The organism is Streptomyces sp. NPDC001153, assembly GCF_053598315.1.
On sequence record NZ_JBSFJZ010000093.1, the window covers coordinates 1 to 13,217 of the forward strand.

At 69.6% G+C, this 13,217-nt stretch carries 15 protein-coding genes; 10 read left to right on the plus strand and 5 right to left on the minus strand.

The window, feature by feature from the left end; all coding sequences use genetic code 11:
• From ACWDEN_RS46785 to ACWDEN_RS46810, 6 genes are all read left to right on the plus strand, one after another.
• On the plus strand, nt 1-801 hold an 801-nt coding region (locus ACWDEN_RS46785; RefSeq protein WP_450864145.1), incomplete at its 5' end, for a ferritin-like domain-containing protein.
• Nucleotides 798-1,322: a hypothetical protein gene (locus tag ACWDEN_RS46790; RefSeq protein ID WP_450864147.1), complete on the plus strand. Its 525-nt coding sequence runs from the start codon at nt 798-800 to the stop codon at nt 1,320-1,322. The genes ACWDEN_RS46785 and ACWDEN_RS46790, both read left to right, overlap by 4 nt.
• Nucleotides 1,319-2,233 carry a myo-inosose-2 dehydratase gene (gene iolE, locus ACWDEN_RS46795; protein WP_450864149.1) on the plus strand — a complete coding sequence of 305 codons (915 nt, stop codon included), beginning with the start codon at nt 1,319-1,321 and terminating at the stop codon, nt 2,231-2,233. The genes ACWDEN_RS46790 and iolE overlap by 4 nt, the downstream gene beginning before the upstream one ends.
• A gap of 2 nt (nt 2,234-2,235) precedes the next feature.
• Entirely contained in the window at nt 2,236-3,255 is a 1,020-nt protein-coding gene (locus tag ACWDEN_RS46800) for a sugar phosphate isomerase/epimerase family protein (RefSeq protein WP_450864151.1), read from the plus strand.
• A gap of 29 nt (nt 3,256-3,284) precedes the next feature.
• Nucleotides 3,285-4,076, plus strand: coding sequence for an MBL fold metallo-hydrolase (locus ACWDEN_RS46805; RefSeq protein ID WP_450864153.1), 792 nt, complete (start codon nt 3,285-3,287; stop codon nt 4,074-4,076).
• 19 nt (nt 4,077-4,095) lie between these two features.
• Nucleotides 4,096-5,751 carry an alpha-keto acid decarboxylase family protein gene (locus tag ACWDEN_RS46810; RefSeq protein ID WP_450864154.1) on the plus strand — a complete coding sequence of 552 codons (1,656 nt, stop codon included), beginning with the start codon at nt 4,096-4,098 and terminating at the stop codon, nt 5,749-5,751.
• A gap of 24 nt (nt 5,752-5,775) precedes the next feature.
• Here the strand turns inward: ACWDEN_RS46810 and ACWDEN_RS46815 are convergent, their stop codons facing one another.
• Entirely contained in the window at nt 5,776-6,225 is a 450-nt protein-coding gene (locus ACWDEN_RS46815) for a DUF3037 domain-containing protein (protein WP_450864156.1), read from the minus strand.
• Nucleotides 6,222-6,986: a HipA family kinase gene (locus ACWDEN_RS46820; protein WP_450864158.1), complete on the minus strand. Its 765-nt coding sequence runs from the start codon at nt 6,984-6,986 to the stop codon at nt 6,222-6,224. Before ACWDEN_RS46820 ends, ACWDEN_RS46815 begins: the two co-directional genes overlap by 4 nt.
• A 186-nt stretch (nt 6,987-7,172) precedes the next feature.
• Here ACWDEN_RS46820 and ACWDEN_RS46825 point away from each other — a divergent pair, with 186 nt between their 5' ends.
• A complete protein-coding gene (locus ACWDEN_RS46825) occupies nt 7,173-7,688 on the plus strand; it encodes a Rieske (2Fe-2S) protein (protein ID WP_450864160.1) in 516 nt (171 codons plus the stop codon).
• A 6-nt stretch (nt 7,689-7,694) separates the two neighbouring features.
• Here ACWDEN_RS46825 and ACWDEN_RS46830 read toward each other — a convergent pair whose 3' ends face one another.
• Complete coding sequence (locus ACWDEN_RS46830; RefSeq protein WP_450864162.1) at nt 7,695-8,339, minus strand: cysteine hydrolase; 645 nt, start codon at nt 8,337-8,339, stop codon at nt 7,695-7,697.
• Nucleotides 8,340-8,477: 138 nt separating this feature from the next.
• Between ACWDEN_RS46830 and ACWDEN_RS46835 the strand changes: the two genes are divergently transcribed.
• A complete protein-coding gene (locus tag ACWDEN_RS46835; RefSeq protein WP_450864163.1) occupies nt 8,478-8,948 on the plus strand; it encodes a pyridoxamine 5'-phosphate oxidase family protein in 471 nt (156 codons plus the stop codon).
• 3 nt (nt 8,949-8,951) lie between these two features.
• Here the strand turns inward: ACWDEN_RS46835 and ACWDEN_RS46840 are convergent, their stop codons facing one another.
• Nucleotides 8,952-9,854 carry a LysR family transcriptional regulator gene (locus ACWDEN_RS46840; RefSeq protein ID WP_450864165.1) on the minus strand — a complete coding sequence of 301 codons (903 nt, stop codon included), beginning with the start codon at nt 9,852-9,854 and terminating at the stop codon, nt 8,952-8,954.
• Nucleotides 9,855-9,928: 74 nt separating this feature from the next.
• Here ACWDEN_RS46840 and ACWDEN_RS46845 point away from each other — a divergent pair, with 74 nt between their 5' ends.
• Nucleotides 9,929-10,861 (plus strand): DMT family transporter, encoded by a 933-nt coding sequence (locus ACWDEN_RS46845; RefSeq protein ID WP_351623247.1) that lies wholly within the window; start codon nt 9,929-9,931, stop codon nt 10,859-10,861.
• 118 nt (nt 10,862-10,979) lie between these two features.
• Here ACWDEN_RS46845 and ACWDEN_RS46850 read toward each other — a convergent pair whose 3' ends face one another.
• Entirely contained in the window at nt 10,980-12,311 is a 1,332-nt protein-coding gene (locus ACWDEN_RS46850; protein WP_450864168.1) for an aminotransferase class I/II-fold pyridoxal phosphate-dependent enzyme, read from the minus strand.
• A gap of 81 nt (nt 12,312-12,392) precedes the next feature.
• On the opposite strand from ACWDEN_RS46850, the gene ACWDEN_RS46855 reads away from it, so the two are divergent.
• Nucleotides 12,393-13,073 carry a pyridoxamine 5'-phosphate oxidase family protein gene (locus ACWDEN_RS46855; protein ID WP_450864170.1) on the plus strand — a complete coding sequence of 227 codons (681 nt, stop codon included), beginning with the start codon at nt 12,393-12,395 and terminating at the stop codon, nt 13,071-13,073.
• Nucleotides 13,074-13,217 lie beyond the last annotated feature (144 nt).

The window sequence follows — 13,217 nt, forward strand, 5'->3', positions numbered from 1 at the left end:
CCCGAGGCGGTGGAGACGTTCTGCAAGATCGAACGGCCGGGCAAGGCCCCCAGCGCCGACGCACGGCTGGTGCGCACGACGGACAGCGGGAGGCCGCTCCTGGCCTCCAGCCCGACGGTCGAGGGGATGCGCTTCTACAGCATCGGCGAGTTCTACGAGGAGATCATCGAAGGACTCGAAAAGGTCGCGGCCGACGACCCCGGGCTCTTCTGCGGGAGTCCGGCCCTGCAGGTGGGGCCCGAGTACTACTACTCCGGCGGCGGCGCGGTGATCGTCGTCTCCGATCTGGACTCGGCCCGGCAGGCCCTCCGATTCATCGCCGCTCAGGGCGAAGGCCTCGACTCAGGCATCTACGACGCGGACGGCGAGCTGGCCCACTACTACCGATTCCGGCAACTGCAGCTCGGCCGCTACTACCAGCCGGGTGACAAACCCGATGCACCATCGGGGCCTTCGCTGAGCATCTCCTGGGACGATGTGTACAAGGTGAAGGTCAGTGCCCGGCTGGCCGACTTCCCGCCCGGATCGGAACTCGCCCGTACCGCCCGGGACTTCAACGCCGACTACGGTGCCCTCCTCGCCCTGCTCACCAAGGCGTTCAACGGGCGGCCAAGCCTGATGCAGGACGCCGTCTGCGCGATGTTCCGCCTGCGCGACGGCTTCAACCGGCTGGTGTGCAACCCCCTGCCGGGCAGCGACGGCCTGCACGCGGCCCCCACCTTCGAGATCCCGGCCGCGGTCGGATCCGAACCGCAGACCTCACCGGGTGCAGGTGAGAAGACCCAGGCGGTGACACGATGACCGGCCCGTCGTTCGAGGAATTCATCTCCCTGTCGGTCGACCTGACCGCCTTCGCGGAGACCGATCTGCTCGGCACCGGCATGGCTTACGACTACCTGGCCAAAGTGCGGACCGCCTGCGGCGACGAGGTCGTCACCGCCCTCCTGGACGCCCACCGGGCAGCCCGGGCCGACGCGGCCGTCGATGTCGCGAGCAACGCCCGAACTCCGATCGACGCAGCTCGGTTCGACCGGGCCCTGCGCCACCGGATCTTCAGCGACGACCGGCTCGGCCCCGTGGCCCGCAATGTGATCAAGCTCTGGTACGCCGGGATGTGGTACGCGCTGCCGCCCGAGTGGACCGACCGCTACGGGTCCGACACGGCGTCAGGCACCTCCACGGTCACCGCCGCTTCCTACCAGGAAGGGCTGCTGTGGCGAGCCATCGGCGCCAATCCGCCAGGTGCCAAGGCACCCGGATACGGCTCCTGGGCCCAGCCACCCCGCATCGCGGACGGCTACCTGAAAGAGGCGACGAGATGACGGATCTGGCCGACCGCCTCAGCCCGGAGAAGGTGAAGCTCGGCGTCTGCTGCACCCTGTGGTGGAACGACGACTTCCCCACCATCGACGCCGGAATCTCCTTCGGCCAGGCCGTGAGCGAGATGGCGCTCGCCGGCTTCCAGGGCTGCAGCATCGGACACAAGTACCCCTCGGATGCCGGAGAGCTCAAGGCCGCCCTCGCTCTACGCGGCCTGAGTGTGTCCGAGCCCTGGACGAGCACGTACTTCACGATCGGCAACATGCGGCAGAAGACCATCGCCGCTTTCGAGGAGACCCTGGCCCATATCAAGGCGCTGGGCGGCGATGAGCTGGTGGTGGCCGAGTTCGGAGCTTCGTCACACCTGCTCCCGGTCGATGTGTTCGCCAACCGCCCGGTCTTCACCGACGCCCAGTGGGACGCCCTCACGTCGGGCCTGGACGAGCTCGGCAAGATCGCCGGCTCGGCCGGGATGAAACTCAGCTACCACCACCACATGGGCACGGGCGTCATGACCCGCGCCGACATCGACCGGCTGATGGCGTCGACCGATCCGGCCCTGGTCCACCTGCTGCTCGACACCGGGCACCTGGCCTTCGCCGGCGACGACCCGCTGGAGGTGGCCAGGGCCTACGCCGACCGCATCGGCCATGTCCACCTGAAGAGCATCCGGCCCGAAGTCGTCAGCCGGGTGCGCGAAGAAGGCCTCTCTTTCCAGGAGGCCATCGAGCTGGGCGTCTTCACCGTGCCCGGAGACGGCGCGATCGACTTCCGGCCCATCCTCGAGGTGCTGGCCGACGCCGATTACCGGGGCTGGCTGGTTGTGGAAGCCGAGCAGGACCCGAACAAGGCCGTCCCGCTCGAGTACGCCAAGAAGGCCCGCGCCTACCTCACAGATGTCCTGGGTTGGTGACGATGAACGCGATACTCGGACGAGACGTCTACTTCAGCTTCTTCATGTTCACGGCCGATCTGCGCCCGCTGGACGCCCGGTACACGCGGGTCCTGATCGATCACCTCAGGACCCTCACCGACATGGGCTACGACGGCTTCGACGTGCATATCGCCGCCCAGCCCACGACCGTCGATCACAAGCTCGAGACCGACCGCTACGTCGCTCTCAAGAAGGAGTTCGACAAGGCGGGGCTGGGGGAGGTGAAGTTCACCACCAACGTCGGGACCACCCGGACCTTCGACCCGACATCGCCCTACGAGGAGCAGCGCAGGCAAGCCCTGTCCTACCTCAAGTCACGCGTCGACATCACACGGGTCCTGGGCGGCGACTCGATCATGTCCGGGCCCTTCCTCTACCCCTACGGGATCTTTCCGGTCACGGACACCGATGAGCCGATCTGGAGCGACGCCCTGCAGGACTGGATGAAGCCTCGCTTTGACGCAGCCCGTTCCGTCTTCGAAGAGCTGGTGGAGTACGCCGTGGCGCAAGAAGTGAGGCTCGCCATCGAGCCCGTCAAGAGCTGGGAGACACCGCCACCCAACATGGTGTCGGAGGTACTGGACTTCCTCGAGGGCCTCGAGCACCCGCAAGGTGGCGTGACGATCGACACCGCGCAGGTCGTGATGGAAAGCCAGGGTCCCTCGGTCTTCAAGAAAAACGTCGCACGAGCGACGCAGCAGGACCGGCTCTACTACGTCCATATATCCGCGCCCGACCGGGGAGCGGTGAAGGACAGCTGGATCCCGTGGGACATCATCTCGAACGAGATCGAGCCGGTGTACCGCGGGCCGTACCTGATCGAAGTGTTCAACGCGATCCCACCGTTCGTCAACTCCATGCGCATGGCACGCCGGCGCTTCTGGCGGCCCGGCGAGGACGATCCGGTGCCCGGCAGGGACAGCGCCTACGACGTCGCGAGGGCCGCGTTGGAGGAACTGCGAGAGCGGACCGCACAACCCCGAAGGGGCCTCGAATGCTAGCCCAGGTGTCAGATCCCATCGCCATGGTCGTGAAGCAGACGGACGATGTCCGCATCCATACCTTCGTCGCGTCCTTCGCGTACGACAACATCGCGAACGCCACACACATCATCGAGACCAGGAACCAGCTGGTTCTCGTCGACGCGCAGTTTCTCGTGCCTTATGCAAGGGCGTTCAGGGACTACGCGGACAGCCTGGGCAAGCCGATCGAAAGGCTGTACCTCTCTCACCGGCACCCCGACCACTGGTTCGGTGTGGGGACTGCGTTCACCGACATCACGGTCTACGCGTTGTCCGAGACCATGACCTTCATCCAGGAGCATGGGGAAGACTCGAGGAGCGACCACTGGAAACTCGGTGACCTCGCCCCGGAGCGCGTGGTCGTTCCCAAGGAAGTCGCAAGACCCGGTGAAGAGACGATCGACGGGGTCAGGTACGTCTTCGACCGGGTGACGGACACCGAGATCGACTACCACCTCACCCTCAGGCTTCCAGAGGCAGGCGTGTACTTCACTCAGGACCTGGTCTACAGCGGCACCCATCTGTACCTGACGAAACACATGGACCACTGGATGCGGGTGCTGCAGGGGATGCTGCTGTCGGACTACGAGCTGTTCATGCCGGGCCACGGCCTGCCGGCCGACAAGAACGAAGTCGCACGCAACATCGAGTACCTCGCTGCCGCCCGACAGGCAATCGGCAATGGGCTGACGGACGACGCCTTCAAGAACTTCCTGCTAAAGCGGTACCCGGAACGCAAGTGCCCGGGGATCTTCGACATCTACATGCCCCGGCTGTTCGGCGGCGCGAGCGACTACTGACCACGGAGGTGTTCCCACCATGAACGAGGGCTGCACTGTAGGACAGTACCTGGTGGACCGGCTCCGCCAACTCGGGTTGGACCACCTGTTCGCCATCGCGGGAGACTATTCCATCGAGTGGCTGAACCACTACGTCGCGCCGAGCGGCGTTCAGATCGTCGAGGAAGTCAACGAGGTGAACGCCGGCTACGCGGCGGACGGCTACGCAAGGCTGAAGGGAATCGGCGCCCTCTGTGTCACCTACTCGGCAGGCGCCTTGTGTGCGGTGAACGCGGTTGCCGGTGCCTATGTCGAGAAGGTGCCGCTCGTGCTGATCAACGGCACACCGAGCGTGAAGAAGACCATCACCTTCGAGCAGACCGGCTACAGCGCGCATCACTTCATCAGCGGACGCCAGACGGATCTTCAGTCGTTCGAGCACCTGACGGTCGCAGCCATACGGATCGACAATCCGGACCTCGCGCCGACGCTGATAGATTACGCACTGACCCAGTGCATCACCGAACGGCGCCCGATCTATGTCGAGCTGCTCCAGGACATGGTCGACCTGGAGTGCGAGCCGCCGAGGGGCGTGCTGAAGCCGGCCAGGACCCTGTCGGACGAGACCAGCCTGGAACAGTCGGTCACACGGATCTCCGCACAACTCGAGAGCGCCGAGAACCCACTCATCTGGCTCGGCGTGGAGATCGACCGGCTCGGCCTTCAGGACAAGGCCATGAGCCTGATCCAGCAACTGAACGTCCCGTTCGTCACGGAACTCCTCAGCAAGTCCGTCCTTTCCGAGGACGACGGGCTCTTCGTCGGCGTCCTCGACGGCCAGGCATCATCGACCACCGTGACGGATCTGGCCGACGCGTCCGACTTCATACTGGCCCTCGGCGTGTGGCTGACGGACATCAACTCCCTGGGCTGGGACCCCGACTACGACAAGACCGCGTTCGCGTCGATGGACGCGGTCAAGTTCGGAACGTACTTCGGCGGCCAGGTCGCGCTCGAGCACCTGATCGACGGCATCCTGGCGGAGAAGATCGCGCCCAAGGAACGGAAACTGCCGGAAAAGCCGGCTCGCAGCGTGCCGGCCGTGAGCGCGACCGATGTCGTCACGTACCAGGGGTTCTACAACTACATCCAGCAGTACATCGACAGGAACACCATCGTCAGCGCCGACGCGAGCATGAACTACTTCGGGAGTCTGCTGCTCGACATCCCCAGCCCGGGAGGGTTCATCGTTCAGTCGTCCTACTCGTCGATCGGTTACAGCGGGCCCGCTGCGACGGGCATCTGCCTGGCAAAGGGTCCCGGCCACAAGGTCATGGTGTTCTCGGGGGACGGCGGTTTCCAGATGACCGCCCAGTGCCTCTCGACACAGACCCGGTTCGGCCTCGACCCGATCATCTTCGTCATCGACAACGGCGTGTACGCCGTAGAGCAGTGGCTGGCTGACGCGGCGGTATTCCATTCCGACGAGCCGTTCTACAAGCCCTGCCTGCTGCACCGGTGGGACTACAGCAGGCTGGCAGAGGTCTTCGGCTGCCAGGGATGGGAAGTCGGCACGTACAGGGAGCTGAGCGATGCCGTGACGGGTGCACTGGAGAACTCCAGCGGCCCGTCCATCATCCAGGTGCGAGTGCCTGACAAGACGATTCCGGACAATGCGAAGTGGAAGGCCCACTGACGAGCTCGTGCACGGTGTGATCCATTACCTCACCAAGAGGTCCAGCAACCGCTCCGTCTCGGCCGCCGGGTCCGTGGTCAGGCCGGTGTGCACGGGACCGGGCTGGACGATCGTGGAGCGGGGCGCGATCAGCCAGCGGAAGCGGCGCCCGGCGTCGTCCCCGGCCGCCTGCCCGGCCTGAGCACCGCCCGCGCAGTGGCGCTCGACCGCGCCGAGCACCGCCCGGATCCCGGCCACGTCCGCCTCCGGGTCCAGGGCGAGCAGCCGGGCCTCGTCCAGGTGGGTGCGGGCGCCGACGTAGCCCTGCGCACGGCTGTAGACGACGACGCCGGCGTTGATGCACTCGCCGCGCTCCACGCGCGGTACGACCCGCAGCAGCGCGTACTCGAACACGTCCCGGTCGCCGCCCTGCCCCGCCCGGGTGATGTGCCGCTCGGTGACATGGCCGGCCATGTGGATGTGGGTCTCGCTCACTTGGTCCCCTCGATGCCGGTGATGCGTTCGTGGACGACCCCGGCCCGCGCGAGCAGCGGCCCGGCGTAGGCCCGGCGCAGGTCGTCCGGGGTGTCGAAGCCGGGCTCGTCGGTGAGCCAGGCGTCGGGGATCTCGGCCGTGACCTCGGCGAGCAGGTCAGCGGTGACCCGCGGTGCCAGGTCGGCCGCCGCGGCGGCGACGTCCGGGGCGAAGCGGGCGAGGGCGTGGTCGGAGGCGTCGTAGGGGCGGGCCGCCGAGGCCTCGGCGGAGGGCCAGTTGTGGTGCCAGATCATGGTCGCGCCGTGGTCGATGAGCCAGAGCTCGCCGCGGTGCACCAGGAGGTTGGGATTGCGCCAGGACCGGTCCACGTTGTTGATCAGCGCGTCGAACCAGACGATCCGGCCGGCCTCCGAGGGGCTCACCGGGAAGGCGAGCGGGTCGTAGCCGAGGGCGCCGGAGAGGAAGTCCATGCCGAGGTTGGTGCCGCCGCTGGACCTGAGCAGGTCCTGGACCTGCTGTTCGGGTTCGCCGAGACCGAGCACCGGATCCAGCCGGACGGTGACCAGCCGGGGCATCCGGAGTCCGAGGCGGCGGGCGAGCTCGCCGCACACCACCTCGGCGACCAGTGTCTTGCGGCCCTGTCCGGCGCCGGTGAACTTCAGGACGTAGGTCCCGAAGTCGTCGGCCTCGACGAGCCCCGGCAGCGAGCCCCCCTCACGCAGAGGCGCGATGTAGCGGGTCGCGGTGACTTCCTTGAGCATCGCCCCAGGTTACTGGGGTGGGGCCGACAGGCCGGACGGGGTGGGGCCGACAGCAGACCGACAGCTGTGGCTTACGGCCATTTCATGCCCGGACGGCAAGGATCTGGGTGCCCGTCTGAACGGGTGGCGCCCGGGCGCCGTACCCCTGGACGGATCACGAGAAGCTCCGCGGAAGGGAAGCCCCACATGACCAGCGCATCGCCCCAGCCGGCCACCGGACCCGCCCGCCGTACCGTCGTGGCGGCGGCCGGAGCGGCGGGCCTCGCCGCCGCGCTGACCGCCTGCGGTTCGGGCGACAACTCGTCCGACACGGCGAACACCGGGGCCGGTTCCTCCGGAACAACCGGCTCCACCGGTTCCTCCGGAACCACCGGTTCAACCGGTTCCTCGCAGAACAGCGGTGGCTCCGCCGGCGGCACCGCGCTCGCCAAGACCTCCGACATCCCCGAGGGCGGTGGCAAGGTCTTCAAGGACCAGGGTGTCGTGGTGACCCAGCCGGCGGCGGGCCAGTACAAGGCGTTCTCGTCCAAGTGCACCCACCAGGGGTGTGCCGTGGGCAGCGTGGCGAACGGCGTGATCGTGTGCCCGTGCCACAACAGCCACTTCTCCGCCGAGGACGGCAGTGTGAAGCAGGGGCCCGCGACCCAGCCGCTGCCCGCGGCGAAGATCACCGTCTCCGGCGACGAGATCAAGCTGGCCTGAGCCGTCTCACGCCCGCCCGCGCGGCCGTTGGAGACAGGCGAGCACCTCGTCGGTGGTCGAGACCGTGGCGACCAGCGCGAGGGTGTGCCGGATCATCGCGGGAGTGTAGTCGGCGGGCACCCCCGCGACGGCGTCGGCCGGGACGACGGCGGTGTAGCCCAGGTTGACCGCGTCGAACACGGCGTTGGGTATCGCCACATTGGCGGAGACACCGGTGACGACCAGCGTGCGGCAGCCGAGGTTGCGCAGCAGGGCGTCGACGTCGGTGCCGTGGATCGGTGACAGACCGTGCAGCCGCCGTACGACGAAGTCCTCCTCGGTGACCTCGATGGGCGGCGCGACGCGCACCGCGGTGGTGCCCGACAGCTGCTGCACGGGCAGCCGTTCGGCGGCCCGGAACAGCCGGGCGTTGCGGCTCGAGCCCCGGCCGTCCGGGCGGCGCTCGGCGAGCGCGTGGACGACCTGGACTCCGGTCTCGTGGGCGGCGGCGACCAGCCGGGCCACATTGCGCAGCGCGCCGGAGGAGCGGGCCTCGCGGGCGAGTTCGGGCAGGGCGCTGTCCGGGCCGACGACCCCCTGCTGGCATTCCACGGTGAGCAGGACAGTGCTCACGGGGTCGAGGAGTTCGCTGAGCTGTACGTACGACGGCATGGCGCGCGCCCCCTTCGAAGACGGGCCGTTCGAAGCCGGGCCGTATCGCAGCCGACCCGTTTTCTTTTCTGACGTGATGTCAGAGGATCACCTGGACACGATAGTTCTCTGGCACGACGTGGGAGAAGAGGGGGCCGCATGACCGTCACTCAGCAGCGCCGGGGCCGGAAGATCATGATGACGCCCGGCGAGCTGGACGAGTTCCTCACCAGTCAGCGCACGTGCCGGGTCGCGACCGTCTCGGCGGACGGCACCCCGCATGTCAGCGCGCTGTGGTTCTCCTGGGACAGCACTTCGCTGTGGCTGTACTCGGTGGTGCGCAGCAGGCGTTGGGCGCAGCTGTGCCGCGATCCGCGGGTGGCCGTGGTGGTCGACTCGGGCGAGGAGTACGACCAGTTGCGCGGCGTCGAACTGTCCGGCCGGGTGGAGTTCGTGGGCGAGGCGCCGCGCACCGGTGAGCTGTGCGCCGAACTCGACACGCCCGAGACGCTGTTCGCGCGGAAGAACTTCGGCCTGGACGAGATGCCGCACGACGGCCGGCACGCCTGGGCGCGGCTGACCCCGGAGAAGATCGTCTCCTGGGACTTCCGCAAGCTGGGGTCGCCGTAGGGCTCAGCCGACCTGCTGCGCGGCCGCGCGCAGGGCCTCCACCGCCGCCCGGATCGAGGGGCGGCGGTCGGCGTCCGCTCGCCAGACCACGTACACGTGCCGGCGCACCCGCTGCTTGAGCGGCACGAGGACCACGCCGTCCGGGACCGGGTGCCGGCCCAGCAGCGGCGCGATGCACACGCCCAGTCCGGCGGCGACCAGGCCGAGTTGGGTGTGGGTCTCGCCCGCGCGGTGGCCGACGATCGGCTCGACGCCCTTGGACCGCAGCGTGAACATCAGCCACTCGTGGCAGAACTCGCCCTCGCCCCAGGTGATCCACTCGTCCTCGGCGAACTCGGTGAGGTCCACCTCGTCCCGCTCGGCGAGCCGGTGCCCGGCCGGCATGGCGACCTCGGCCGGGTCGTCCAGCAGGGGTGCCTTGACCAGGCCGTCGGGCACGGGCATCGGCTTGTTGTACCAGTCCAGGACCACCGCGAGGTCCAGATCACCGCGGACGACGCCGGCGATGCCCTGCTCCGGCTCGAGCTCGCTGGAGCGCACCCGCAGCCCGGGGTGTTCGGCCCGCAGCGCCCCGAGCGCGACCGGGAAGAGCCCGCGAGCGGCGGTCGGGAACGCGGACAGCCTGAGTTCGCCGACGACCTGCCCGCGATGTGCCTCCAGGTCCGACTCGGCGAGTTCGACCTGCGACAGGATGCGTGCGGCGTGCTCCGACAGCAGCCGGCCGGCGTCCGTGAGCCGCACTCCGCGGCCGTTCTTGGCGAGCAGCCGCTGGCCGATCTCGCGCTCCAGCTTGCCCAGCTGCTGGGAGACGGCGGACGTGGTGACGTGCAGCGCGTCCGCGGCGGCGCTCACCGAGCCGTGCCGGGCGAGGGCGTCCAGGGTGCGCAGGCGCTCCAGGTTCAACATGTTAGTGATTCTAAGAGGTACCCGGTGAGAAAACTAGATTGTGCTACGAGGTTGCCTGCAGCATCGTTGAGGTCATGAGCACGGTCACCGCGAGCAGAACCCAGTCCGCCTCCCCCACCCGGCCCCGCCCCCGCCTCGACTGGCGGCTCCGCTTCGGCGCGCTGTCCCTGATCTGGGGCTTCAGCTTCCTGCTGATCAAGGTGGGCACGGAGGGCTACGCACCCTTCCAGGTCACCCTCGGGCGTCTGGTGTTCGGTACGGCGGTACTGGCGGCGGCGATGGCGGTCAAGCGGGAGAGGCTGCCGCGCGGCGCCCGGCTCTGGGGCCACCTGGCGGTCGCCGCGTTCTTCCTGAACGCCCTGCCGTTCTCCCTCTTCGCCTACTCCGAGCTGACGATCCCGTCCACGCTGGCCGGCATCTGCAACGCCACCTCGCCCCTGTGGGGCATGGCCCTGTCCCTGGTCGCGCTCTCCGAGGACCGGCCGACCCGGGTCCGCGTGGCCGGCCTCGGCCTCGGCTTCCTCGGGGTCCTCACGGTCCTGGGCGCGTGGCAGGGCTTCCACGGGCTCGACGCCAGGGGTACGGCCATGGCGCTGCTGGCCTCGCTGAGCTACCCCGTGGGCTGGATCTACGTCCGGCGGACGCTGGCCGGGACGGGCAACTCCCACCTGTCGATGACGGGCGCGCAGCTGATGCTCGCTGCGCTTCAACTGGCCGCTGTGACACCGTTGTTCACCAGCTTCCCCGCGCACTTCCCGCTCGTTCCGCTGCTCGCGATCGCCGCGCTGGGGGCACTGGGCACGGGACTGGCGGTGCTGATCCAGTACGGGTTGGTCGCCGAAGTCGGGCCCACCACCGCGCAGATGGTCACCTACTTCATCCCGGTCATCGCCACGGGTGCGGGTGTGGCCGTTCTCGGGGAGTCGTTGCGGTGGACCACACCGGTGGGTGCGGTGATCGTTCTCGCGGGGGCCGCGCTCACCCAGGTGCGACGGAAGAGCGCGTAGCGCTCACGCGAGTGCGGGGGAAGAGCGCCTGGGGGGGCTGGGGCGTGAGGTTGCGTGCGCGAGTGCCGGTCCGTTGTGGCCTGTCGCGCCGCTCCCCGCGCCCCTTGTCCACTTGCCGCTAGCCGTAGACGCGCGCCGGTGACGGTCGTACCGCTGCCGCCACCGCGTCGGCCACGGACTCGATGTCCCGCTCCGTGAGCGCCGAGATCGTGATGCGGATCGCCGGACCGCTGTCGAGGCGGAAGCGGGCCCCCGGCGCGACCCCCCAGCCCGCCTGCAGCAGCCGGGCCACCGCGCCGGTCTCGTCGGGGACCGGCACCCACACGTTCATGCCGCTGCGGCCGTGGGCGGCGACTCCGCGTTCGGCCAGCGCGCCCACCAGCGCGTCCCGCCGGGCACCGTACGCCTGCGCCACCCTCACCCGGTCCACCGCACCCTCGGACCACAGCCGGGCCACGGCCCGCTGCAGCAGCAGGCTCACCCAGCCCGGACCGAGGCGCTGGCGGCCGCGTACCCGGTCGACGGTGACCGGGTCACCGGTGACGACCGCCACGCGCAGGTCGGGGCCGTAGGCCTTGGAGGCGGAGCGGACGACGGCCCAGTGGTGGGTGACGCCCGCGAGGGGGTGCAGCGGGAGGTCGACGATCCCGTGGCCGTGGTCGTCCTCGATCAGCAGGGTTCGGGGGTGGTCGCGCAGGACCGCGCGCAGGGCACGCGCGCGTAGGGCCGTCACCGAGGCACCGGTCGGGTTCTGCGCGCGGTCGGTGACGATCAGCGCGCGAGCCCCGGACTCCAGGGCCCGCCTCAGGTCTTCGGGGCGTGGTCCGTCGTCGTCCATGCCGACCGGGAGCGTGCGCAGGCCCAGCGCCGGGACCAGGTCGAGGACGCTGCCCCAGCCGGGGTCCTCGACGGCGACCGCGTCACCCGGTCTGAGGTGCGCGGCGAGGACGCGCTCGATGGCGTCGAGGGACCCGGACGTCACGGTCGTCTCGCCCGCCGGGACGCCGTCGGCGTCGAGTTCGGCGCGGGCCGTGCGGACGAGCTCCGGGTCGACCGGGTCGTCGCCGTAGAGGACGGGCCGCCGGTCGCCCTCCTCCGCCGCCGCGGCGAAAGCCGGGGCCAGGCGGGGCAGCAGGGCCGGGTCGGGGTTGCCCGCCGCCAGGTCACGGCCCCCGGCGGGGACCTCCACGCGCAGTTCCTCGCGGCCTGTGGTGGCCGGCTTGGACCGGACCCGGCTGCCCCGGCGACCGGCCGTCTCGATCACCCCGCGCTCGCGCAGGGTGCGGTAGGCGGCCGCCACGGTGTTCGGGTTCACGCCCAGTCGGGTCGCCAACTCCCTCATGGGGGGCAGGGGTTGACCCGGCCGCAGCTCACCGGCACCGACCGCGCGCTCGACGCTGGCCGCGATCTCGGCTGCGCCGCCCCCTTCGATGGGATACTCTCCTAGCACAAAGAACATTTTGCACTAGTGCAATGCCGTAGTGCAATACCGATCGCCAGATCGCCGTTGCTCGCCCATGGAGGAACCGTCATGCCGGGGACGACCGAGGAAACCCAGGCCGCCGCCTACACCCCGACCGACCGCACCGTGCCCACGCGCTCCGCGGACCGGGCGTCGTACGACAGGGAACTGGTGCACGCGATACTCGACGAGGGGTACGTCTGCCACCTCGGCTTCGTCCGCGACGGCGCCCCCGTGGTGCTGCCGACCCTGTACGGCCGGGTCGGCGAGCGGCTGTACGTGCACGGATCCACCGGTTCCCGCCCGCTGCGGATGACCGGCGAGGCCGACCCGGGTCTGCCGGTGTGCCTGACGGTCACCCACGTGGACGGGCTGGTGCTGGCCCGCTCCGCCTTCCACCACTCCATCAACTACCGCTCCGTGGTGGTGCACGGCATCGCGCGCCAGGTCACCGACCCCGAGGAGCGGCGGCTGGCCCTGGACGCGCTGGTGGACCACGTCGTGCCGGGCCGCGCCGCCGACTCCCGGCCCGCGAACAAGAAGGAGCTGGCCGCCACCTCGGTGATCCGGCTGGACCTGGACCAGGTCTCGGCCAAGCTCCGCACCGGCGACGCGAACGACGAGCCGGAGGACCTCGGCCTGCCGCACTGGGCCGGGGTCGTCCCGCTGCAGAAGGGCTACGGCGCGCCGGTCCCCAACGCCGACCTGGCGCCGGGCGTCGAGCTGCCGGACTACCTGAAGGCCCGGTAGGACAAGGCCCTGTGAGTGCCGGACAGGTGTTACACCGGGACCGGTTCCCGGCCGCCGCCGTGGGGGGGGGGGGGGGGGGGCGGGGGGCGCGCCCCCGCGCCCCGCGCCGCCGGGGGCGGGCCGCCCGCGCCCGCGGGCGGGCCG

What these genes read in the sequence shown, in the direction of transcription:
- ACWDEN_RS46790 (WP_450864147.1), top strand. Translation starts at nt 798, where the DNA reads ATGACCGGCCCGTCGTTCGAGGAATTCATCTCCCTGTCGGTCGACCTG.
- iolE (WP_450864149.1), top strand. Translation starts at nt 1,319, where the DNA reads ATGACGGATCTGGCCGACCGCCTCAGCCCGGAGAAGGTGAAGCTCGGC.
- ACWDEN_RS46800 (WP_450864151.1), top strand. Translation starts at nt 2,236, where the DNA reads ATGAACGCGATACTCGGACGAGACGTCTACTTCAGCTTCTTCATGTTC.
- ACWDEN_RS46810 (WP_450864154.1), top strand. Translation starts at nt 4,096, where the DNA reads ATGAACGAGGGCTGCACTGTAGGACAGTACCTGGTGGACCGGCTCCGC.
- ACWDEN_RS46820 (WP_450864158.1), bottom strand. Translation starts at nt 6,986, where the DNA reads ATGCTCAAGGAAGTCACCGCGACCCGCTACATCGCGCCTCTGCGTGAG.
- ACWDEN_RS46825 (WP_450864160.1), top strand. Translation starts at nt 7,173, where the DNA reads ATGACCAGCGCATCGCCCCAGCCGGCCACCGGACCCGCCCGCCGTACC.
- ACWDEN_RS46830 (WP_450864162.1), bottom strand. Translation starts at nt 8,339, where the DNA reads ATGCCGTCGTACGTACAGCTCAGCGAACTCCTCGACCCCGTGAGCACT.
- ACWDEN_RS46835 (WP_450864163.1), top strand. Translation starts at nt 8,478, where the DNA reads ATGACCGTCACTCAGCAGCGCCGGGGCCGGAAGATCATGATGACGCCC.
- ACWDEN_RS46840 (WP_450864165.1), bottom strand. Translation starts at nt 9,854, where the DNA reads ATGTTGAACCTGGAGCGCCTGCGCACCCTGGACGCCCTCGCCCGGCAC.
- ACWDEN_RS46845 (WP_351623247.1), top strand. Translation starts at nt 9,929, where the DNA reads ATGAGCACGGTCACCGCGAGCAGAACCCAGTCCGCCTCCCCCACCCGG.
- ACWDEN_RS46855 (WP_450864170.1), top strand. Translation starts at nt 12,393, where the DNA reads ATGCCGGGGACGACCGAGGAAACCCAGGCCGCCGCCTACACCCCGACC.